Genomic DNA, 22,536 nt, shown 5'->3' on the forward strand with positions numbered 1-22,536 from the left:
GGGGCCAGCCCCAAGGTGTTCACGTGCGGTCGTGGCGGAACTGGTAGACGCGCAACGTTGAGGTCGTTGTGGCCGAAAGGCCGTGGAAGTTCGAGTCTTCTCGACCGCACCATTCTCCCCCGGCAATGCCGGGGGCAGAGTTACTCCCCGAACATCGATAGTTGCAGTTGCCGAAGCAGCTTGTTGCCTTGTTTCGGCCGCGCGAGTGCAGTCTCGCGGAGGGCTATCATCACCTTGCACTGATCGACGATGGGTGCCTCCTTATCGAAGGATCGGTTGAAATCAGCGCGGTTCATTCCCGAACTTTGCCGTACGGCAGCGACCATCTCACCGCGGATCACGAAACGGGACGACGGTGGCCGTAAGCTTTCGTCCTGTGCGGAGGAGATCAGTCGTCCGACAAGCTCGCGTCGCTTCTGGTCCCAGATCATCGACAATTTCGGATCGTGGCGAAACACGCCGGAATCGACGCACTGTGCCGGATCGAAGGGTGCGTAGTATCGCATCACCATCAACTCCCATTCGGTGATGTCGCGGATAAGGACGTCGGGGGCATGGGTCAGGCCACTGACATAGCGATCGATATCCGAGCGCACGACCACATCCGGCGTCGGCGCGGTGGTCGGCGCCTCGGCGGCGGGACCGGGTACGTGGAGGGGAGGCGGGGGCGGAGGCTGTCGGTCGTCGGTTCCCGAGAAGAAGATCCGCAGGCCAGTGACGAGCGCGAGCAGGATCACCCACACCGGTATGCCAATGGCCCTCGAACTGGGATCGTCGGCATCCGCCACCCGCCGGGGCTGGAGCGACGATTCCAGCATGGGGAAACGGCTGCGAATCAGCGAGAGGACTTCCCTGCGCGGCCCTTTCGGGTTCCAGAACAACTCGGGCTGGCCATCGCGGCGGTGCAGTTCCAACCATGCATGGTGCAGGCGATGTTTCGGATCGTCGAGCATCCTGGCGAACCGCTTGGCGCCGATACGCTCGACGATGGCCAGTGCCTCAGCAGACAAGGTGTAATCGTTGCGGCGCTCGATCCAGCCGAATGCCGCCGCTGCCGTTTCGAGCAGCGGGTCAGATCGCGGAATACTCGCCGCCAATATTTCGGCAAACCAGCGTTCGGCCCCGTCGGCGAAGTCCACCCGTTCGAGGCTCGAATCAGCCAACAATGCGCGTCCGTGGTTCCCGACAGCAACCTGTTCCATCGGGGTCAGCGGCCCTTTGTGGCCGGGGAGTAGCAACGCGTCGAGCGCCCGGAAATGGTCACCGATCGTGTCGTAAAAGGCGGCAATCTCGGGGTCGGGGTCCGCTTCTACCGGTTCGGGCGACGCAGGCGCCGGTTCGAACGCTGGTTCTGCCTCCGCCACAGTCTCCACCCCCGCCAACGCCGCGTCCCGTGCCTCCCGCAGCGTCGCGAAGCCGTCCGGATCGGCGTCGACGTCCATCGCCTTCAGCCGCGCGGCATAGGCCTTGCGGATCGCGCTGCGGTCGGTGGTCGGGTCGAGGTCGAGCGTCGCCCAGATGCCGCGCCTCACAGGAAGCGCTCGCCTTCGATCTGGTCGAGCGCCGCGCCGAACGCCTCGCGTGCCTGGGCGATGATCCGGTCGTCCTGCGTCGCCAGCGCGGTTTCGAACTGGCCGAGCATATGGCCGATCGCGGCGCGGGTATCGCCGAGGAAGGATTCATAGGCCCGCCGCGCCCGCGCCAGCATCGCCGCGTTGACCGCATCGTCGCGCGGATGGACCTTGAGCGCAGCCAGCGCGGCACGGCGCTTCGCCAGTTCGGTGGGGTCGGGCGCGTCTTCGTCGTCGACGATCACCAGATTGCGGGTCATGCCGGTCTCCGGCACGCTGACATCGATTTCGAGCAACCCCGACGTGTCGTAGCTGAACCGGCATTCGACCGTAACCTCGCCCGCGCGGCGCGGGGGGACGGGCACGGTGATCTCGCCCAGCTTCACGTTGCCCGATACGTCGCGCGCCTCACCCTGATAGACGCCGAACTGCACCTTGCTCTGCTGGTTGGACAGGGTGGAGAAGGTGGAGACGCGGCTGATCGGCACCGCCGAATTGCGTTCGATGATCGGCGAGAACAGCCCGGTGCGGAACCCGCCGCGCCCGTCGGGTTCGCTGGTATCGACGCCCAGCGTGAACGGGCAGACATCGGTCAGCCGGATTTCGTCCAGCCCGGCATCTCGTGCCAGCAACCCGGCCTGCACCGCCGCGCCCATCGCCACCGCATGGTCGGGATGGACGGTGGTCGCCGGAAACCGCCCGAACATGCGCGTGACGGCGCGGCGCACGATCGGCATCCGCGTCGCCCCGCCGACCAGTACGACTTCGGACAGGGTGGATGCGGCGATGTTGCTGTCACGCAGCGAGCGCAGCACCGGCTCGCGAATACGTTGAATCAGCCCCGCCGCCGCTTCCTCGAACGCGGCGGCGGTGACCGGGACGCTCAGCGCCGTATCGCCGATGGTGACGTTGAAATCGGCGCTGTCCTGTTCGCTGAGCGTCCGGCGACAGCGTTCGGCCGCCTGCGCCAGCAACGCCGCCGCACGGTCGGGCGGCAGCTTCGCCAGCAACCCCTGCGGGTCGAGCATGGCGCGGGTCAGCGCGATCAGGCAGTCGTTGAAATCGTCGCCGCCCAGCCGGTTGTCGCCGGCCGACGCACGCACCTCGATCACGCCGTCGAACATCTCGACGATCGACACGTCGAACGTGCCGCCGCCCAGGTCGAAGACGAGGAACGGTTCGTGATCGGCCCGGTCGGCGATGCCGAAGGCGAGGGCGGCGGCGGTCGGTTCGTTGATCAGCCGCCGGATCGACAGCCCGGCGAGTTCGCCGGCACGCCGCGTCGCCTTGCGTTGCCGATCGTTGAAATAGGCGGGGACGGTCACGACCGCTTCAGTCACGCGCTCGCCGGTGAACGCCTCGGCATCGCGCTTCAGGCTGGCGAGGACCAGCGCCGACAGCGCCTCGGCATCGAAGTCGCGTTTGGCGAGCTTCACCGTCTCACGCGTGCCGATGCGCCGCTTGAAACTGGTGACGGTACGGTCGGGATGGGTCGCCATCCGGTCGCGCGCCGCCTGTCCGACCAGTACCGCGTCGTCGTCGCCGATACTGACCGCCGATGGCGTCAAATAGTCGCCCAGTGCATTGGGGACCATCACCGGCGCATCGCCCTGCCAGATCGCGCACGCGCTGTTGGTCGTTCCCAGATCGATACCGACGATCATGCCTGTCCCCCTGTCCACGCGGACAGGGTGTAGCGTGTCGGCTTTGGCAGGCAACGGGGTGGCGGTCCTCCCTTGGTACGACTGCCGCGACCTTGCCCCGTCACGATCGTTCGAACCGATCGTTCCTTACGCCGACGTCACCGGCGCGGCATCCTCGGCGATCAGCATCCGCACTTCGTAGATCACCGCATCGCCCCGTTTCGCGGTCAGATCGACCTTTGCGTCGGGTCGCCCCTGCGCACCCGCCGACGGGATTGGATAATCGAGTGCGACGAACCGGTCCTCCGCCGGCCCCTTGTGCGTCGCGGTCGCCAGCGGCGCGCCGTCGAGTGCGATATCGACCGCGCGGTCGACGTCGCGGCCCCAGATCAGCAATCGCAGCACCGCCGGTCCCGGCCGTCGCGCCAGCGTCATCGACAGCGTCTTGCCCGGCGGAATCCGCCGTGCCGAGCGTCCGGCCCAGTTGACGACCTCGCTGCCGCCCGGTTCGACCCGGTGATCGCGCTCGGGCTGCATCTCACCCATATACAGCGTGTCGACGGTACGCCGGCCGAGCGCGCGTGCCTCCGCCTGCGCCTTGACGTAATCACCGCGCGCCGCCGCCCAACGGTCGCTGGTGAAGGTCGGCAGATAGACCGCCGTCCGCCGATCCCATTGCGAATAGAAGGGGCGGAAGGTCAGCGTCTCGCCCAGCGCCCCGGTCGCGGTGAAGCTGTTGTCGCCGGCTGGTTTCAGGCTGGCGGTGAACGCGCCGTCGCTGACCAGTGCCGGCCCCGTGCTGTCGAACGGCTTCGCCTCGCTGCCCATATCGGCGGCCAGCACCAAGGGACCATAGGTGAAGGCGACGATCGTCGGATCGTCGGGCGTCGCTTCGGTCGCGAGGCGCATCGGCAGCGTCAGCGCGACCTTGTCGCCCGTACGCCAACGGCGGTCGATCACCGCATAGCCGTTGCGCAGCGTCGGCGTTACCACCTGTCCGTTCAGCGCCACCACCGGGTCCTTCGCCCAGCCGGGCAGGCGGATCGCGATCTTCTGATTGTTACGCGGCGCGCGGCGGACGGTCAGCGTCGCCGACCCCTGCAATGGCATTGCCGTGTCCAGGTCGACCGCCAGCCCGCGCTCGCTCCAGTCGAGCTTCGATGGCACGAACAGGTTCAGGTACAGCGTGTCTGCATCCTGCCACCAGATCGAATCGGCGTGCTTGGCATGGCTCTCCATGCCCGACCCGACACAGCACCAGAAACTGTCTTCGGGACTGGAATAGGTCCGCCGCGCCCCCGCCGCCAGCGGCATGAAATAGACGAAGCGCCCGTCGCGCGGCCGCTGATGCGCGAGCATGTGGTTGATCTGCACGCGCTCATAATAATCGAACCAGCGCGCCTCGGGCTGCCAGCCATAGAGGTGCCTGGTGAGCTTCAGCATATTGTAGCTGTTGCACGCCTCGCACGTCGCCTCGCCCAGCCGCTTCGACAACTGGTCGGGCTGGCCGAAATGTTCGCGTTCCGAATTGCCGCCGATCACATAGCTGTGATGCCCGGTCACCCGCTGGTGGAAGAAACGCGCGGCGCTCGCATGTGCCGGTGCGCCGGTCAGCTCGTGCAGCCGGGCAAGGCCGATGACCTTCGGAATCTGGGTATTGGCGTGCAGCCCGGCCAGCTTATCCTGTCCGGCGGTCAAAGGATCGAGCACCGCCTTGTGCCGGATTTTTTCGGCCATGCGCAGCCAGCGGGCGTCGCCAGTCAGCGCATAGGTGTCGGCATAGCTTTCGTTCAGCCCGCCATGTTCGGCGGCAAGGATGCGTTGCATCTGTTCGTCGGACAGCGGTTCGAGCACGTCGGCCAGATACCCCGCCATGGCGAGCATGATCGGCATCGCGCGCGGGTTGCGGGCCAGGACATGCGCGTCGATCAAACCGGCATGGACCTTGTGCCAGGTATAGAGCGGAACCCAGCCGCCGTTCAGGTCGAACCCGTTGCTGCGAATGTCGCCGCGGCGCAGTTCCTCGAACACGGTTTTGCCATCGACGCTTTTCCCGTCACGTTCGACGGTGGTGCCGCCGACATAGCCGTCGCCATGCGCCGCCTGAATCCGCGCCATTTCCTTGAGCGCATGGTCGAGCCGCCCGGCGATTGCCGCATCGCCGGTATTGGCGACGGTCAGCGCACAGGCGGACAACCAATGGCCAAGGCTGTGGCCGGCAATCCCCTGCGCCTCCCATCCGCCATAGACCGGTTTCGGTGCAGCCAGCCCCGCCGAGCTATAGAAATTGTGCAGCAACCGTTCGGGGTCGAGGTCGAGCAGGTAACGGCGATTGGCGGCAAAGGCGTCGGCGAAGGGTGACGGTTGCAACGTCACGAATCGGGCGGGTACCGGCTCGACGCGGCGAAGCGCCGGAGTTGCGGCCAGCGCCGATGCGCCGAACGGCAACAGGCTGGCACCGATCAACAGGCTCCGTCGACTGACCGCCATCGACCGATCGGGTCCGGTGCAGCACGGGGTCGGCGGCGTGGCTTGGTTCGACATCGGCGGTCCTGACTGATGGTTTGGTATCGCTATCTTCGCTCGGCGGAAATTGTCTGACTTTTCGACAAGCGTCAACCGGCAACGGCGTAATCCTGCCAATGGTATCGCTATCATCGCAGCTGATCGAACATCGATACGGGCCAGCAATCCGCCGAATGCTGCTATATGAAATTCGACGGAAATCAGGAGCGATCTTGTGGACAAGCTGGGCAATTGTCGCTGCGACCGAATTGCAACAGCGAGGGTATTTTTCGCAAGGCCCCCATTGCTTTCCGCGGGCTTGACGATAATTGTCCGAGTATAGACCGGCCCAATCAAGGGCTGGATCGGGGAGAGTCTCATGGTCGTCAGGGCCGGGATGCTGGCGTCGGCATCCGCAATCGCTTTGTTCCTTGGTATGCCTGCCCATGCGCAGGAGGCCAGCGCGACGGCCGGTGTGCCCGCCGATGGCCCGGAACAGGCTGGTGACGGTACCGTTTCGCGCGATGCCGCGATCAATGAAGGCGACGAGATCGTCGTCACCGGCGTGCGGGCATCGATCCTCGGTGCGCTGAACGTAAAGCGCAACGCGACGCAGGTCGTCGACTCGATCGTCGCCGAGGATGTCGGCAAACTGCCCGACAATAACGCCATCGAAGCGTTGCAGCGTGTCAGCGGGATTCAGGTGACGAACCGTGCCGGTGGCGAAGCGGCGGCGATCTCGATCCGCGGCCTGCCCGATGCGCTGACGACGATGAACGGCCGCAACATCTTTACGGCATCGGGGCAGGCGTTCGCACTGGCGGACATTCCCGCAAATCTTGTCAAGCGGATCGACGTGTACAAGACGCGCGCCGCCGATCAGATCGAAACCGGCATCGCCGGGCAGATCGACGTGTTCACGCGGCGCCCGTTCGACTTCAACGGCTTCGCGCTGTCGGGCGTCGCGCGCGGCATCTACAACGAACAGGCCGACAGCTTTAACCCGAATTTGTCGGGGCTGATCAGCAATCGCTGGGAAACCGGTATCGGCGATATCGGCGTGCTGGTCAGCGGCAGCTATGCCCGCACCAAATATCGCGACATGAGCGTGACCGCCGGTGCGATGGTGCCGTTCGTCACCGAAAATCCGCCGCCGGGCTTCACGCCGCTGCAACGCGTCTTCCCCGAAACGGGCGCATGGCAACCCGGCACCGAACGCGGCCTGCCGACGGCGGCTGGCTCGACCTTCCTGCTCGGCGGGCGGCAGGTGCCCTATTATTTGTCGCGCGACGCGGTGTTCAGCCCCGATGTGGCCGGCACGCGCGATCGCCCGGCGGTGAACGCCGCTGTGCAATGGTCGCCGAACAGCAGTTCGACCTACACCGCCGAATTCTTCTGGAACCAGTTCCGCGCAACGACGCAGAACAGCCTGTTCTTCAGCTTCGTCGACTGGTGGGGGTCGCTCGGCGCCAATCCCGCCTCGACCATCGAACTGTATCCGGACACCAACATCATCAAGGCGCGTTCGGTCGGCGACGTGTTCGGCTTCAACAGCGGCGACTACACCCGGTCGAAGACCGACAGCTTCGTCTATGCCTTCAACGCCGATTGGAAGGTGGGCGAGACCGGCCGGATCACCGCCGATCTGTCGTACCAGAACAGCCGGTTCGACACGCAATTCCTCGCGATGCGACTCAATCGCGTCGCGCGGCGGATCGACGTCGATTTCAACACTCGGAACGGCATTCCCGCCTATAACTTCGATAACAACGACTTGCTGGTCGATCCGACCCAATGGACCGTCGGCGAATTCTACGACAATGCCAACCGGTCGAAGGGTGATGCCAAGACGCTGCACCTCGATGGTGAGAACAAGTGGGACGACGGCTTCCTGCGCCGGGTGAAGGCGGGCATCCGCATCGATGATCGCAACGCGGTGGATTCGGTACGGGCACAGGATGCGGGCGTATTGGGGCGGCGCTTTTCGGAACTCGATCCCGGTCTGCAATTGACCAATAAGGACTTTTTTGACGGGCGGGCCAGCGTGCCGACATCGTGGCTGGTCCCCAACGGCACCTATATTTATGAAAATGCCGACGCGATCCGGCAACTGTACAAGGGCAGCGTCGCGCCCAATTTCCTGTTGTCGGATCAGCTGCGCCTGACCGACGTGTTCGACATCAACGAAATCACCATGAGCGCCTATGCGCTGGCGGACGGGCAGTTCGACCTGTTCGGGCGGCCGTTCCATGTCCAGGCCGGGCTTCGCTACACCGATGTCGACACGAATTTCGTGTTTACCGACCGCTATAACGGCACCGTCACCCGCGCATCGAACGGCACTGCCCGCTTCCTGCCCAGCGCCACGCTGCGCTACGAACTGACCGACGATTTCCGCGTGCGCTTCAACTATGGCGAGACACTGCGCCGTCCGGCGTTCGGCGATCTCAACCCCAACCCCAATCTGGTCGGCGATCTGACCCAGATCGGGCGCGGCAGTGGATCGTCGGGAAATCCCAATCTGCGCCCGACCGTCGCCAAGAATTACGACCTGTCGGCCGAATGGTATTTCGAACGCGGCAGCGCGATCTATGGCACGTTGTTCCGGCGCGAGATCGACGGGCTGGTCGTGCCGCTGACATCGGTGCTGACCATCCCCAATACCGGGCTGAACACCAACGTCTTCGCCGTTACCCGCCCCGAAAACGCCTCCAACGGCGTGCTCAAGGGTATCGAACTGGGGCTGACCTATTTCCCGACCTATCTGCCCTCGCTGCTCGACGGCTTCGGGTTCCAGGGCAGCCTGACGCTGCTTGACTCGAACCAGAACATCCCGCTGACCGACAGTGCCGGCAATGTGACCGGAGAGACGCAGTCGGCCTTCTTCGGGGTGTCGGACCTGTCGTACAATGCGACGCTGGCCTATGAGAAGGGCGGCCTCGGTGCGCGCTTGTCCTATGTCTGGCGCAAAGCGTTCCTGTCGGGCAACGAGGCGCGGCTGTTCGCCAATCCGATCGGGGTGTGGCGGCGTCCCGAAAGCAGCCTCGATTTCCAGCTGACCTATGCGGTCACCGACCGGCTGGGGCTGACGCTGGATGCGGTCAACCTGACCAGCCAGACGCAGCAGAATTACTACCGGTTCGAGGATGCCGGCAATGCCGACCAGTTCAACCTCGGTACCACGCTGTTGTCGCGGACCTTCGCGGTCGGGCTGCGTTACTCGTTCGACTGACGCGCACCGCTCGCCCGACTCAACCCAATTTGACGGAGTGACCTTTCATGATCCGGTCCACGCTTCCGCTCGCCGCCCTCGTCCTGCTCGCCGGTTGCAACGGCATTTCGGGCACCGATGCCAGCGGCAATATCTCGGCACCCGCCGCCCCCGCACCGACCCCGACGCCAACCCCCACACCCACCCCGACCGCGACATCGGGCGTGCTGGCGCTGAGCGGGGATACGATGCCGGTCCATGATCCGGCGATCATCAAGGACGGCAACACCTATTTCCTGTTCGCGACCGGATCGGTGACCGATCGCGAAGGATTGCTGGCGACACGCACCTCGACCGATCTGAAGGCGTGGACGTGGCGCGGCCCCGCCTATACCGCGCTGCCGGCATGGACCGCGACCGCAGTGCCCGGCACGTCGGGCATCTGGGCGCCCGACATCGTCAAGCGCGGCGGCGAATATCGCCTCTATTATTCGGTCTCGACCTTCGGCAGCAATCGATCGGCGATCGGCCTGACCGTCAGCAACGCGCTGAACGCCAACACCCCCGCGACCGGATGGGTCGACAAGGGCGCGGTGATCCAGTCGAACACGACCGACAATTTCAACGCGATCGACCCTGCCGTCTTCACCGATGCGGACGGCCGCGAATGGATGGCGTTCGGCAGCTTCTGGACGGGGATCAAGATGGTACGGCTCGACCCTGCCACCGGCCTGCGCCTCGCCAGCGACCAGACGATCTACCCGCTCGCCACCCGCGCCTTTCCCGGTGCGGTCGAGGCGCCGTTCGTCGTTCGCCACGGCGACTATTATTATCTGTTCGTGTCGTTCGACGAATGCTGCAAGGGCGCGGCCAGTACCTACAACACCGTCGTCGGCCGGTCGCGGACCCCGACCGGGCCGTATCTCGACAAGACCGGCAAATCGATGCTCGACGGCGGCGGTTCGCTGGTGCTGGCATCGGGACAGGGGACCGACGCGCGTTATGTCGGGCGCGGCCATGTCGCGGTGTTGCAGGAGGCGAGCGGCGACCACATCGTCTATCACGCCTATGACCGCGAACGGAACGGCGCGCCGACGCTCCAGATCGAGCGGCTGACCTGGGATGCCGATGGCTGGCCGGTGGCGCAGTAACATGGGGATCGCGCGCCCGCTGCTGTCGATTGCCGCACTGTTGCTCGCCGGGGCGGGGGTCGCACAGACCGCCGTTCCGGAGGGTGATATCCGCCCCGTCCATGATCCGGTGCTGATCCGGCAGGGGGCGACGTGGCACGTCTTTTCGACCGGCATCGGTCGTGACGGGCAGGGGCTGATCGCCGAGCGCACCTCCGACGATCTGGTCCATTGGCGGGCGGGCACGCCGCCCCTCGCCAAACTGCCCGACTGGGCGGTGCAGGCGATTCCCGGCGCGCGCAATTTGTGGGCGCCCGACATCTCGTTCGTGAACGGCCGCTATCGCCTCTATTACTCGGTCTCGACCTTCGGATCGAACCGCTCGGCGATCGGCCTCGCCACCAATGCGACGCTCGACCCGCGGGCGCCGGGCTATGGCTGGCGCGACGAGGGCATGGTGCTGGGATCGGTGCCGAGCGACGCGTACAACGCGATCGATCCGGCGTTCATCGTCGACAGGTCCGGTCGCCACTGGCTGTCGTTCGGCAGCTTCTGGAGCGGGTTGAAGCTGGTCGAGCTGAACCCGCAGACCGGCAAGCCGCTGAACCCCAAGGCGAAGCCGTTACCGCTGGCCAGCCGCCCGGTGCCCGCCGGCGCACCGTCGATCATCGAAGCGCCCTATATCTTCGAACGCGGCGGTTATTATTGGCTGATCGCCAGCTACGACTATTGCTGCAAGGGCGTGAACAGCACCTATTATACCGTGATCGGGCGATCGAAGACGATCACCGGACCCTATCTGGGCAAGGATGGCAGTTCGATGCTGGCCGGCGGCGGCACAGTGTTGCTGCGCGCCGATCTGGAGGAGAAGGGCCGGTATCGCGGTCCCGGCCATGCCGGCCATTACCGGGGCGACGACGGCATCGACCGCATCGTCTATCATGCGTACGACAAGGAAAATGCCGGTGCGCCGACCTTGCGTGTCGCGACCCTGACATGGGGCGATGGCTGGCCGACCGCACAGTGAAGGAGAGAATGCCGATGACCGAAGCCCTGTCCCGCCGCCTGTTTTTGGGCGGGGTCGCCGCCGCCGGTGCCGCCAGCACAGTGCCCGCCTGGGCGCAGCGACGTCGCGGGGCCGCGACCGGCATCGTCAACCCGCTGGTCAAGAACCGCGCCGATGCGCAGGTGTTTCGCCATACCGACGGCTGGTATTACCTGACCGGGTCGGTGCCCGAATATGACCGGCTGGTGCTGCGCCGGTCGAAGACGATCGGCGGCCTGACGAACGCGCAGGAGAAGGTGCTGTGGCGGCATGAGGCGTCGGGGCCGCGCTCCGGTTTCCTGTGGGCGCCTGAACTGCACCAGATCGACGGCAAGTGGATCATGTATTTCGCCGCCGGTCCCAGCGGCGGCGGCGAGGACGTGTTCCGCATCCGCACCTACGCGGTGGTGTGCGACGGTCCCGATCCGATGACCGGCAATTGGTCGGTGCTCGGGCAGCTCGAAACGCCTTGGGACAGCTTCAACCTCGATTCGACCAGCTTCGTGCACCGCGGCACCCGCTATCTGGCATGGGCGCAGCGCGAACCGGGGATCGAGACCAATTCGAACCTGTACCTCGCCCCGCTCGCCACGCCGCTGACGCTGGCGGCCAAGCCCGCGCGGCTGACCGTGCCGACGCTGCCATGGGAGATTCGCGGCTACAAGGTTGCCGAGGCACCCGCGCTGCTGGCGCGTAACGGGCGGCTGTTCATGACCTATTCGGCGAGCGCCACCGATGCGCGCTATTGCCTGGGCATGCTGACCGCGCGCGACGATGCCGATATCATGGACCCGGCGGCATGGACCAAATCGCCGCAGCCGGTGATGAAGACCGATCCCGCTCGCAAGATCTTTGGCCCCGGCCATAACAGCTTCACGGTCGATGAACGCGGTCGCGACATGCTGGTCTTCCACGCGCGTGATTATGAAAAGATCACCGGCGATCCGCTGTTCGATCCCAATCGCCACACCCGCGTGCAGCCTGTCCGCTACGATGCCGATGGCGTACCGCAGTTCCAACCGCCCGCCGCGAACGGACCGCTGCGAATCTGATCGCGGCGTAAGCGATCGCGGCATCGGTCCGCAGTAACGTCGGGCGCGCAACCATGTCATCGACCGGCTGCCGGAAACGGTAGCTGGGCGATGGGTGACATGGTTTCGCGCCCTTATTCTATCTACCGCAACTTTGCGGCCTTTTTTGACTTGCTCTTCCGGGCGTTAACTATCTGGTATCCCATACCCCCCTATTGCTTTTGTCCTGAAGCTATCGGTGCGGATGGGGGATGTGATGCGGAAATCGGGCTATCTGCTGGCGGCGGCCGCATGCGTAGTGGTCGCAGGTCCGGCCGCGGCGCAGGGGCTGCGCGGCGTCATTACCAAGGCGGGCGAGAAGCCCGATACGAAGGCAGGCGAGGAGGAGTCGGCCAACACCTCCGACATCGTCGTCACGGCGACTCGGCGCTCGCAACGCCTGTCGAACGTGCCGATCGCGGTCAGCGCCTATAGCACCGCCGCGCTCCAGAATTCCGGCGCGACCGACATTCGCCAGATGGCGCAATTGTCGCCGTCGCTGATCGTGTCCTCCACCGGTTCCGAAGCGAACGCGTCGGCGCGCCTGCGCGGCATCGGCACCGTCGGCGACAATCCCGGCCTCGAAAGTTCGGTCGCGGTGTTCATCGACGGCGTCTATCGCAGCCGTACCGGTTCGGGCCTCAATGATCTGGGCGAGGTCGAGCGTATCGAAGTGCTGCGCGGGCCGCAGGGCACGCTGTCGGGCCGCAATTCGTCGGCCGGCGCGATCAGCATCTATACCAAATATCCCTCGTTCGACTTCGGCGGCTATGGCGAGGCGAGCTATGGCAACTTCAACGCAGTGCGCCTTGCCGGCGCGCTGACCGGCCCGATCGTTGCCGACAAGCTGGCGTTCCGTGTGGATGGCGTCGTCGGCAAGCGTGACGGCTTCTACCGCGATGTCGTCAACGATACCGATTACAACGACCGCAATCGCTACTTCGTGCGCGGGCAGCTATTCTTCAAACCGGTCGACAATTTCTCGATCCGGCTGATCGGCGACTATACGCATCGCGACGAGAAGTGCTGCGGGGCGGTCTATATCAACACGCAGGAAAAGATTGATCCGACCCCGGGTGTCGCGGGCGACTACACACCATCGGCGCAGAACCGGATCGTGTCGATCCTGCAGAGCCTAGGCGGCGTGCTGCCAAGCGACGGCGATCCCTATAACCGCCGTATCACCAATACGCGCGGGCGGGCGTACGGCAACATCACCACCGATTACGGTGCGTCGGCGCGCATCGGCTGGACCTTCTCCAACCTCCAGCTCATCTCGATCAGCGCGTATCGCGAATATAAGGCCGGCGGCGCGGCCGATATCGATTACGGCAATGTCGACATCGCCTATCGTCCCGACGACGGTAACGCGTACCGCCAATTCCGCACGTTCACGCAGGAAACGCGTCTGAGCGGCGGGCTGTTTAACAACCGTCTCGACTGGATGGTCGGCGGCTATTATGCGCACGAAGATCTGCAGGTCGTCGATAATCTCCGCTTCGGCACCCAATATGGCGCGTTCGCGGCGTGCCGGGTCGTCGCGACGATCAACCCGCTGGCGGCGCTGCGCAATCCGGCGGCGAGCGGCTGTCTGAGTGCGACCGGACGCGCGGCGCTGACCCCGGCGGTCGGCATGCAGATCATCGGCGGGATCGACCGGCTGAGCACGCTGAACGATCTGGGCAGCGTCCGCGACGTCTATGACCAGACCAGCAGCAACTATGCGTTCTTCACCCACAATATCTTCAAGGTGACCGACACGCTCAACCTGACCGGCGGTCTGCGCTATACGCATGAACAGAAGTCGCAAGATGCCAGCTTCGTCAACAACAACACCGTCTGCCCGGGTCAGCAGGCGGCGATGGCACCGCTGCTCGGCAGCAGCAACGCGACGCTGCGGTCGTTGGCGGCCGGCATCGTCACGCTCACCTGTACCGGCAATTCCACGTCTGCGCTGACCGGCGTGCCGATACGCGACAAGCTGAGCGAAGGACAGGTGACCGGTACGACCGTGCTGTCGTGGAAGCCGGTGCCAAGCACGCTGCTCTATGCATCGTACGCACGCGGGTACAAGGCGGGCGGCTACAACCTCGACCGGTCCGACCTGTCGGCGACGGTGTTCACCACGCCGACGGCGGCGGCGGCGCGCAACTTGCGCTTCGACCCGGAAACGGTGCAGGCGCTGGAAATCGGCGTCAAATACAGCTCGGCAAAGTTCACCGCGAACCTTGCCGCGTTCCGCTCCGCTTTCCGCAATTTCCAGCTGAACACCTTCAACGGCACCAACTTCATCGTCCAGAACATCAGTTCGTGCGACCAGTCGCTGGGCGGTGCCGATAGCGACAACAACTCGGCGACCGGCGCCTGCTCGGGCAAGGTCGGTGCGGGTGTGGTTACGCAGGGCTTCGAATTCGAAGCCGGCGCCTATCCGGCGCGCGATGTCGCGTTCAACATCGGCTATACCTTTGCCCACACCCAGTATCGCGACAATCTGGTCGGCAGCGAGGCGGGCGAACCGCTGAACGCCGCGCTGTTCCTGTTGCCGGGCAATCAGATGTCGAACGCGCCGCGCCATACCATCACCAATTCGGCGGTGTGGACCCCGCCGGTCGGTCGCAACCTAAGCGCGCTGTTCTATGTCGATAGCCGCCTGACTAGCGATTATAACACCGGGTCGGACCTGTTCGCCGAAAAGCGGCTCGACGGCTTCTTCCTGATGAACGCGCGCATCGGCCTGCGCGGCCCCGAACAGCGCTGGGCGATCGAGTTCTGGGGGCAGAATATCCTCGACACCGATTATCAGCAGGTCGCCTTCGCCGCACCGTTCCAGGGGGCGGGCAGCGTGTCGCAGGTGACGCGCTTCGGTGCGCCCGCCTTCGGCGTCGGCAATGCGGTGATCTCTTCCTACCTTGCCGAACCGCGCACCTACGGCATCACGCTGCGGTCGCGGTTCTGACGATGCTTTTCACGCCTGTTACGGACGAACTGAACCCATGAAGATTCCTCGCAAGCTGGGGCTGTCGTTCCTTGCCGTCATCGCGTCGGCGGCGGTGGTGATGCTGGTGTTCTTTACCAGTATCATGATGATCGCGCGTTCAACCGAACGGAACAATCACAGCCGGGACGTCTATGCGAAGGCGCTGACCCTCGAAACCTCGATCCTGCGCCAGAATAGCCAGTTTCGCGGGTTCCTGGTCACCGGCGATCCGACCTATCTGAAATCCTATGACGAAGGGCGGCAGGAATTCGACGAGACCGCGGCTGCGCTGGCGGAAATGCTGACCGTGCAGTCCGAGAAGGAACAGCTGGAGGAGGCGCGTCGCGAAACGCTGGCATGGCGGCGGAACTGGGGTGACCGGCTGATCGCAAAGGTGAAGGCCGGCGACCGCGATGCCGCGCAGGAGGAAGTGCGCGGCGCCGGGCAAAAGGTGCTGGTCAGCAAGGTCGCGCTGCCGCTGCGTGCGTTGCGCGCGACCGAGACCGAGGCGATGGAGGCGAATTCGGCGGCGCAGGCCAGCGCGATCACCACCGCGCTGATCGCGCTGGCGATCGGCGGCGTCGCGCTGATCGGAATCGCTATCGCGCTGTCGGTCATGCTGAGCCGTCAGATTGCCCGGCCGATTTCCGCGCTGACGCGGGCGATGGCCGATCTGGCGGCGGGGCGGCACGATATCGCGGTCGACGCGGCGGGGCGCAGCGACGAACTGGGCGACATGGCGCGCGCTGTGCTGGTATTCCGTGATACGGCGGCGGCGAAGGTCGCCGACGATCGTGACCGGGCGGCGGCGATGACCGCGATCGGCGGTGGCTTGCGCAGCCTGTCGCAGGCGGACCTGACCGCGCGGGTGGCCGATGTGCCCGACGCCTTCCGCACGCTGTCGGACGATTTCAACAACGCGACCTCCAGCCTCAGCCGGGTGCTGGGCGACGTGCGGGGCAGCGTCGATTCGATCAAGCTGAACTCGAACGAGATTTCGCAGGCGGCGATGGACCTGGCCGAACGGACCGAGCGCGAGGCGGCGGCGTTGCAGCAGTCTTCGTCGGCACTGGACGAGGTGACGCGCTCGATCCGCGACGGCGCGGGAGCGGCGACCGGTGCCAGCAGCGCGATGGCCGATACCCGGACCGAGGCGGAACGCGGTGACGCGATCGTGCGGCAGGCGATCGATGCGATGCACGGCATCGAACGCGCCAGCAACGAGATTGCCGAGATCATCAGCCTGATCGACGGTATCGCCTTCCAGACCAATTTGCTGGCGCTGAACGCCGGGGTCGAGGCGGCGCGTGCGGGCGAGGCGGGCAAGGGCTTTGCCGTGGTCGCATCCGAAGTCCGCGCGCTGGCGCAGCGTTCGGCCGATGCCGCGACCGAGGTGAAGAACAAGGTCCAGTCGGCATCGACCCATGTCCAGTCCGGTGTGCAGCTGGTCGGGCAGACCGGACAGGCGCTGGCGCGGATCATCGAACGGGTGGCATCGGTCGGCGGTTCGATCGACGCGATCGCGCGCCAGTCGGATCATCAGGCGACCAGCCTTGGCCAGATCAACGTCGCCATCGCCGAGATGGACGCGATGACGCAGCAGAATGCGGCGATGGTCGAACAGACCTCCGCCGCCGCGCGCCAGCTGGTATCGGAGGCGGAAGCGCTGGCCGGATCGGTCGCGACGTTTGCGATCGACGGCAGCGCGGCATCGAACGTCGCCAAACTCACGCCGCGCAAGCAGCAGCGTCGCTGGGTCGCGCCGCCCGAACCGGCCCCGCGCCGCGCGGTGAATGCGAGCGACGACTGGGACGCGTTCTAAGAACATGCCGGGTCCATTGGGGCAATATGCGCTGGTCGTTCGCGACCTGGGCTCGGCGTTCGTCGCGGCGGTATTGGGGGCGGGGGAGCGTCAGCTCGCCCGCGCACCGCGTACCGCAGCGCTGATCGCCGACTGGCCGGGCGATCCCGCGGCCGATGCGCTGGCGATGCGGTTCAACGGGGCGCTCCACGCGCTGGCGCGGCGCGGCGACGATCCGGCGCTTGCCGCGCTCTATGCAACGCGGACCGGCGATTTCGATGGCGTGATCGGCGATGCGATGGCGGCGGCGGACGGCTTCATCGCGCAATGGATGCAACAGTCGCCGCAGACCAACGAGGTCGGACGCGCCGGTGCGATCATGGCGGCGCTGATGACGCTGCGGGGCGTGCACGACCTGCCGGTCGAACTGCTTGAACTCGGGGCGAGTGCCGGCCTGAACCTCAACCTTGTCCATTATGCCTATGACCTGGGTAGCGTGCAGGTCGGGCGTCGCGATTCGCCGGTGCGGATCGTGCCCGAATGGCGCGGGTCGGCGCCGGTCGCGCGGCCGGTCGAGATCGTGGCGACGCGCGGCGTCGACCTGCGTCCGCTCGCCGCTGCCGATCCGCAGGCGCGCGAACGGCTGATGGCCTATGTCTGGGCCGACGAGCCCGAACGCGCCGAACGGCTGCGCCATGCGCTGGCGATCGCCGGCGAACTGCCGCCGCAGATCGCGTGCGACGACATCGCACGTTGGCTACCCGCCGAACTGGCGCGTCCGCCCGCGAAGAGCATCTGTCGCGTCGTGATCCACACCATGGCGCTGCAATATTGCAGTCCGGCGACGCGAATGGCGGTGACCGAAGCGATGGCGGCGACCGACTATCCACTGGCACGCATCGGCTTCGAATGGACCGACGCGCGCGACGCGGTGCACCTGACGCTCACCACCTATCCCGATGGCGAGGTCCGGCATCTGGCGACCTGTCACGCCTATGGCCACTGGATCGACTGGCACGGCTAACCGGCTGCGAACTGCTCGGCGCTCAGGCCGTACAGCCCGGCCGCCCCAGCCATCGCCGCCATGCCGAGGCCGCGCGCTTCGGGCACGATCCGGTCGAGGTAGAAGGTGACTGCTGCTCGTTTGCGCGCCACGAAGTCGGCGTCGTCGACCCCGGCCAGCGCGCGCCCCTGCCGTTCCAGCAGCCAGCCGCACACGCAGGTCGACAGCATCGTCAGGAACGGATAGCTGCCCGCCAGCCGGTCGTCGACGCTCGCCTCCAGCATCCAGCGCGCGACGGCCTGCGTATCGCCGATCAGGTCGCCGAGCGCCGCATGCTCGACTTCGCCGCGCATGTCGGCGAACAGCGCATCGATCGCCGCACCGCCGTCGCCCGACAGCTTGCGCCCGACCAGATCGGCGGCCTGAATGCCGTTGGTCCCTTCATAGATCGGGGTGATGCGGACGTCGCGGTAATGCTGTGCCGCGCCGGTTTCCTCGACATAGCCCATGCCGCCGTGGACCTGCACGCCGATGCTTGCGACCTCGCAGCCGATATCGGTGCCATGCGCCTTGGCCAGCGGGGTCACCAGATCGAGCCGCGCCTTCGCCCCTTCGATCCCCAGCGTCGCACGATCGACCTGCCCGGCGGCGTAATAGACCAAAGCCCGCCCGGCCATGGTCTGCGCCGTCATCCTGAGCAGCATCCGCCGCACATCGGGATGCTCGATGATCGCAACGGGCGCGCCACCGGCCGACGCCCGTGCCGACTGGACACGTTCGCGGGCATAGGCGACCGCGCGCTGCGTCGCCGCCTCCGCCACCTGCACCCCCTGCAATCCGACGTTCAGCCGCGCGTTGTTCATCATCGTGAACATCGCGCGCATTCCCGCGCCCTCCGCGCCGATCAGCTCGCCGATGCAATCGCCGGTATCGCCGAACGACAGCACGCAGGTGGGCGAGGCATGCAGCCCCATCTTGTGTTCGATCGACACCACCCGGACGTCGTTCGCCTCCCCCGGATTGCCATCGGCGTCCAATCGGTATTTGGGCACGAGGAACAGCGAGATGCCCCGTGTCCCCGCCGGCGCGCCGGGGGTGCGGGCCAGCACCAGGTGGACGATATTGTCGGCCATGTCGTGATCGCCGAACGAGATGTAGATTTTCGTGCCCCGTATCCGCCAGTTGCCGTCGCCGGCCGGCTCCGCCCGCGTGGTCAGCGCGCCGACGTCCGATCCGGCCTGCGGCTCGGTCAGGTTCATCGTGCCGGTCCATTCGCCTGTCGCCAGCTTCGGCAGATAGCGCGCCTGTTGGTCGGCGCTGCCATGATGGGTCAGCGCCTCGATCGCACCGACCGTCAGCGTGGGCGCGAGCGCGAAGCCGAGATTGGCGGTGCCCAGCGTCTCCAGCACCGCCGTCGCGACCGCAAAGGGCAGGCCCTGCCCGCCGAACCCGGCCGGCGATCCGATGGTGCCCCAGCCGCCCGCGACATAGGCCTGATAGGCGGCGCGATAGCCATCGGGCATCACCACGCCATCGGCGGTCCAGCGCGCGCCGACCGTGTCGCCGATCCGGTCGAGCGGCCGCCATTCGCCGCCCGCGAATGCGCCGATCCCGGTCAGGATCGCTTCGAGCATGTCGGGCGTCGCATCAGCGAAGCGCGGTTCGGCGGCCAGCGCCTCGATCCCGGCGGCATGGGTCAGCGCGAAACGCTGTTCGGCGATGGCGGGGGTCAGGTCCATTTGCCTCTCTCGATTACCTGTTTTTGCCGGTATAGCGCCCAAATCATGACCGCTCCAAACCCCCGTATCGCCACCGTGACCTTACCGTACGGCATCGCGGCGATCGACGCGGCGGCGGCGGTGATCGCGGATGGCGGCTGCGTCGCGGTGCCGACCGAGACGGTCTATGGCCTCGCCGCCGACGCCGGTGATTCGCGCGCGGTCGCCGGCATCTATGCGGCGAAGGGGCGGCCGGGGTTCAACCCGCTGATCGTCCATGTGCCGACGCTGGCGGCGGCGCAGGCGCTGGCGGCGTTCGACGACCATGCGCTGCGGCTCGCCCGGGCGTTCTGGCCGGGGCCGCTGACGCTGGTGCTGCCGGTCCGCGACGGGGCGGGGATCGCGGCGCTGGCGACCGCCGGGCTGCCGACCATCGCGATCCGGGTGCCGGCGCATGACGCGATGCAGGCATTGCTGGCAAGGACCGGACGCCCGCTCGCCGCGCCCTCGGCCAATGCCAGCGGATCGATCAGCCCGACCCGCGCCGCGCACGTGCTGCGCAGCCTCGATGGTCGCATCCCGCTGGTCATCGATGCCGGGGCGACGATGCGCGGGATCGAATCGACGATCATCGCCTGCATCGACGGGCAGGTGCGCGAATTGCGGCCCGGTCCGGTGACGCGCGCGGCGGTGGCGGCGTTGCTGGACGTAACGGTCGGTGGGGCGGGGGCGGGGATCGAGGCGCCGGGACAGCTCGCCAGCCATTATGCCCCGTCGAAGCCGGTCCGGCTGAACGCCACCGATCGACGCGACGGCGAATGGCTGATCGGTTTCGGTCCGGTTGCCGGCGACGATTCGCTGTCGCCCGGCGGCGATCCGGTCGAGGCGGCGGCACGATTGTTCGATGCGCTGCACATCGCCGATGCGTCGGCGGCGACGGGGATCGCGGTCGCGCGAATTCCCGATGACGGGTTGGGGGCCGCGATCAACGACCGGCTGCGCCGGGCGGCGACCCGGGGTTGATCTACGTCGATAAAGCGCAAAAATTACGTGGACTTACGCGACATTCAGTTTTTTCAAGCTACGCAACGTTAACCTTCTGCCGGTAGCTGTTCGGTACGGGAGGGTACCGACTGTGAGCGCAACCGACGAGATCGACTTCGACAAGAGACTGGCCGCCTTTGCCTATGACGAACGCAGCTATGGCGCGTTCCCACGGGTCAAGCGCGCCATCGAACGGCATGCGCCCGCCGCGCTGGCCGGCCTGTACCGGCATATCGCGGCGACGCCGTCGATCAGCGCGATGTTCCAGTCGCCGGCGCGGATGGACCACGCCCGCGACAAGCAGCTCGAACACTGGCGCAAGCTGTTTTCGGGACCGATCAACCGCGACTATGCGGCGGCCGCATCGAACATCGGTCAGGTCCATGCCCGGATCGGCCTCGCGCCGACCTGGTATATCAGCGGCTATGCCCGGATGCTGGAACATGTCCTGCCCCGGCTGGTGCTCGGGCGCATCGGCTGGCCATTCGGGGCGCGGGCCCGTGCACGGGCGGCGACCGCATTGGTCAAGGCGTCGCTGATCGACATGGACATCGCGCTTGCCGCCTATTTCGAGGCGGAACAGGCCGGGCGGCGTGCGGTCATCGAACGCTGCGGGGTGGCGTTCGAACGGATGGCGCATGGCGACCTGACCGTGTCGCTGAACGGCCTGCCGCGCGAATATCAGGCGCTGGCCGACAGTTTCGAAGCGATGCGTCGGCAGATGTGCGAAACGCTGGGCATGGTCACCCGTTCGGGCGAACAGATCCGCATCGGATCGGGCAACATCCGCCAGGCGTCCGACGACCTGTCGCAGCGTACCGAGCAGCAGGCGGCGAGCCTTGAGGAAACGGCGGCGGCGATGGAGCAGATCGTCAGCACCGTCCGCCAGACCGCCGAGGGCGCATCGCGCGCCGACCGCATCGTCGGCGAGGCGCGGGGCGAGGCGGAGGAATCGGGCAAGATCGTCCGCCGCGCGGTCGATGCCATGGGCGGCATCCAGCGATCGTCGGCCGAGATCAGCGAGATCATCAGCGTCATCGACGGCATCTCGTTCCAGACGAACCTGCTGGCGCTGAACGCGGGGGTCGAGGCGGCCCGCGCCGGGGAAGCGGGCAAGGGCTTTGCCGTCGTCGCGTCCGAAGTCCGCGCGCTGGCACAGCGGTCGGCCGAAGCGGCCAAGGACGTGAAGACCCGCATTCTCGCGTCGTCCGAACAGGTCGATGTCGGCGTCGATCTGGTCAATGCGACGGGGCAGGCGCTGCAACGGATCATCGGCCGTATCGGCGAGATCAGCGACCTCGTCTCGGGCATCGCCACTTCGGCGGCGCAGCAGTCGGTCGGCTTGCAACAGGTCAATACCGCCGTGTCCGAAATGGACAGCGTCACCCAGCGCAACGCCGCGATGGTCGAGGAAGCCACCGCCGCCGCCCGCGTGCTGGCGCAGGAGGCAGAGGTGCTGGCGACCGAAGTGGCGCGCTTCAGGCTGGCCGGGGCCGGCAGCGGCGGCGGCAATGAAGTGCACCGGATGCAGCAGCGGCTGGCGGTCGCCTGACGTTCCCCTACTAGCGGTCCCGATCCATACCCCGGCGCAGCCGTGACCACTGCGAACGTCGCCGGTCCGTACCCCGGCGAAGGCCGGGGCCCAGATGGGGGACGTCCGTAACGAACGGAAAGCCTTCCCAACTGGACCCCGGCCTTCGCAAGACCTCTGCGAACGTCGCGCACTCCACCGCATACTTGCCGTACCCCCGCGCAGGCGGGGAGTGTTCACCTCGGACTCAACAGGCGTTTTCTGGCGAGGAATATGTCGAGGGTGAT

The 22,536-nt window shown here is 66.3% G+C and carries 12 protein-coding genes, 1 tRNA gene and 1 pseudogene; 10 read left to right on the forward strand and 4 right to left on the reverse strand.

From position 1 onward, the window contains the following. Nucleotides 1-25: 25 nt before the first annotated feature. Nucleotides 26-112, forward strand: a tRNA-Leu gene (locus ASE59_RS05755). Nucleotides 113-140: 28 nt separating this feature from the next. Here ASE59_RS05755 and ASE59_RS05760 read toward each other — a convergent pair. From ASE59_RS05760 to ASE59_RS05770, 3 genes are all read right to left on the reverse strand, one after another. Then, on the reverse strand, nucleotides 141-1,442 hold the full coding sequence (locus ASE59_RS05760) for a hypothetical protein (protein WP_156359889.1): 1,302 nt from the start codon (nucleotides 1,440-1,442) through the stop codon (nucleotides 141-143). An 86-nt stretch (nucleotides 1,443-1,528) separates the two neighbouring features. Next, complete coding sequence (locus ASE59_RS05765) at nucleotides 1,529-3,235, reverse strand: Hsp70 family protein (RefSeq protein ID WP_056453473.1); 1,707 nt, start codon at nucleotides 3,233-3,235, stop codon at nucleotides 1,529-1,531. Between the two features lie 126 nt (nucleotides 3,236-3,361). After that, on the reverse strand, nucleotides 3,362-5,758 hold the full coding sequence (locus ASE59_RS05770) for a glycoside hydrolase family 127 protein (protein WP_162235270.1): 2,397 nt from the start codon (nucleotides 5,756-5,758) through the stop codon (nucleotides 3,362-3,364). A gap of 340 nt (nucleotides 5,759-6,098) precedes the next feature. On the opposite strand from ASE59_RS05770, the gene ASE59_RS05775 reads away from it, so the two are divergent. The 7 genes and pseudogenes from ASE59_RS05775 to ASE59_RS05805 all read left to right on the forward strand — a co-directional run bounded on the left by ASE59_RS05775 (nucleotide 6,099) and on the right by ASE59_RS05805 (nucleotide 17,977). Further along, on the forward strand, nucleotides 6,099-8,951 hold the full coding sequence (locus ASE59_RS05775) for a TonB-dependent receptor (protein WP_056453475.1): 2,853 nt from the start codon (nucleotides 6,099-6,101) through the stop codon (nucleotides 8,949-8,951). 47 nt (nucleotides 8,952-8,998) lie between these two features. Beyond that, a complete protein-coding gene (locus tag ASE59_RS05780) occupies nucleotides 8,999-10,081 on the forward strand; it encodes an arabinan endo-1,5-alpha-L-arabinosidase (protein WP_056453478.1) in 1,083 nt (360 codons plus the stop codon). Nucleotide 10,082: 1 nt separating this feature from the next. Next, nucleotides 10,083-11,087 (forward strand): arabinan endo-1,5-alpha-L-arabinosidase, encoded by a 1,005-nt coding sequence (locus ASE59_RS05785; protein WP_200913162.1) that lies wholly within the window; start codon nucleotides 10,083-10,085, stop codon nucleotides 11,085-11,087. A gap of 14 nt (nucleotides 11,088-11,101) precedes the next feature. Next, a pseudogene (locus tag ASE59_RS05790) lies at nucleotides 11,102-12,148 on the forward strand (family 43 glycosylhydrolase); the annotation flags it as partial. A 244-nt stretch (nucleotides 12,149-12,392) separates the two neighbouring features. Continuing rightward, complete coding sequence (locus ASE59_RS05795) at nucleotides 12,393-15,131, forward strand: TonB-dependent receptor (RefSeq protein WP_056453481.1); 2,739 nt, start codon at nucleotides 12,393-12,395, stop codon at nucleotides 15,129-15,131. 37 nt (nucleotides 15,132-15,168) lie between these two features. Continuing rightward, a complete protein-coding gene (locus tag ASE59_RS05800) occupies nucleotides 15,169-16,974 on the forward strand; it encodes a methyl-accepting chemotaxis protein (RefSeq protein ID WP_056453484.1) in 1,806 nt (601 codons plus the stop codon). Between the two features lie 4 nt (nucleotides 16,975-16,978). After that, nucleotides 16,979-17,977, forward strand: a complete 999-nt coding sequence (locus tag ASE59_RS05805; RefSeq protein WP_056453487.1) for a DUF2332 domain-containing protein — start codon at nucleotides 16,979-16,981, stop codon at nucleotides 17,975-17,977. On the opposite strand, the gene ASE59_RS05810 is transcribed toward ASE59_RS05805, so the two are convergent. Then, nucleotides 17,974-19,695, reverse strand: a complete 1,722-nt coding sequence (locus ASE59_RS05810) for an acyl-CoA dehydrogenase (RefSeq protein WP_056453490.1) — start codon at nucleotides 19,693-19,695, stop codon at nucleotides 17,974-17,976. The two genes, ASE59_RS05805 and ASE59_RS05810, sit on opposite strands and share 4 nt — an antisense overlap. Before the next feature lie 45 nt (nucleotides 19,696-19,740). On the opposite strand from ASE59_RS05810, the gene ASE59_RS05815 reads away from it, so the two are divergent. Continuing rightward, nucleotides 19,741-20,697 carry an L-threonylcarbamoyladenylate synthase gene (locus ASE59_RS05815; RefSeq protein WP_200913163.1) on the forward strand — a complete coding sequence of 319 codons (957 nt, stop codon included), beginning with the start codon at nucleotides 19,741-19,743 and terminating at the stop codon, nucleotides 20,695-20,697. A gap of 112 nt (nucleotides 20,698-20,809) precedes the next feature. Beyond that, nucleotides 20,810-22,270 carry a globin-coupled sensor protein gene (locus tag ASE59_RS05820; protein WP_056453493.1) on the forward strand — a complete coding sequence of 487 codons (1,461 nt, stop codon included), beginning with the start codon at nucleotides 20,810-20,812 and terminating at the stop codon, nucleotides 22,268-22,270. Nucleotides 22,271-22,536 lie beyond the last annotated feature (266 nt).

Source organism: Sphingomonas sp. Leaf10, from assembly GCF_001421245.1.
GTDB lineage: Bacteria > Pseudomonadota > Alphaproteobacteria > Sphingomonadales > Sphingomonadaceae > Sphingomonas.

What these genes read in the sequence shown, in the direction of transcription:
- ASE59_RS05760 (WP_156359889.1), bottom strand. Translation starts at nt 1,442, where the DNA reads ATGGACGTCGACGCCGATCCGGACGGCTTCGCGACGCTGCGGGAGGCA.
- ASE59_RS05765 (WP_056453473.1), bottom strand. Translation starts at nt 3,235, where the DNA reads ATGATCGTCGGTATCGATCTGGGAACGACCAACAGCGCGTGCGCGATC.
- ASE59_RS05770 (WP_162235270.1), bottom strand. Translation starts at nt 5,758, where the DNA reads ATGTCGAACCAAGCCACGCCGCCGACCCCGTGCTGCACCGGACCCGAT.
- ASE59_RS05775 (WP_056453475.1), top strand. Translation starts at nt 6,099, where the DNA reads ATGGTCGTCAGGGCCGGGATGCTGGCGTCGGCATCCGCAATCGCTTTG.
- ASE59_RS05780 (WP_056453478.1), top strand. Translation starts at nt 8,999, where the DNA reads ATGATCCGGTCCACGCTTCCGCTCGCCGCCCTCGTCCTGCTCGCCGGT.
- ASE59_RS05785 (WP_200913162.1), top strand. Translation starts at nt 10,083, where the DNA reads ATGGGGATCGCGCGCCCGCTGCTGTCGATTGCCGCACTGTTGCTCGCC.
- ASE59_RS05795 (WP_056453481.1), top strand. Translation starts at nt 12,393, where the DNA reads ATGCGGAAATCGGGCTATCTGCTGGCGGCGGCCGCATGCGTAGTGGTC.
- ASE59_RS05800 (WP_056453484.1), top strand. Translation starts at nt 15,169, where the DNA reads ATGAAGATTCCTCGCAAGCTGGGGCTGTCGTTCCTTGCCGTCATCGCG.
- ASE59_RS05805 (WP_056453487.1), top strand. Translation starts at nt 16,979, where the DNA reads ATGCCGGGTCCATTGGGGCAATATGCGCTGGTCGTTCGCGACCTGGGC.
- ASE59_RS05810 (WP_056453490.1), bottom strand. Translation starts at nt 19,695, where the DNA reads ATGGACCTGACCCCCGCCATCGCCGAACAGCGTTTCGCGCTGACCCAT.
- ASE59_RS05815 (WP_200913163.1), top strand. Translation starts at nt 19,741, where the DNA reads ATGACCGCTCCAAACCCCCGTATCGCCACCGTGACCTTACCGTACGGC.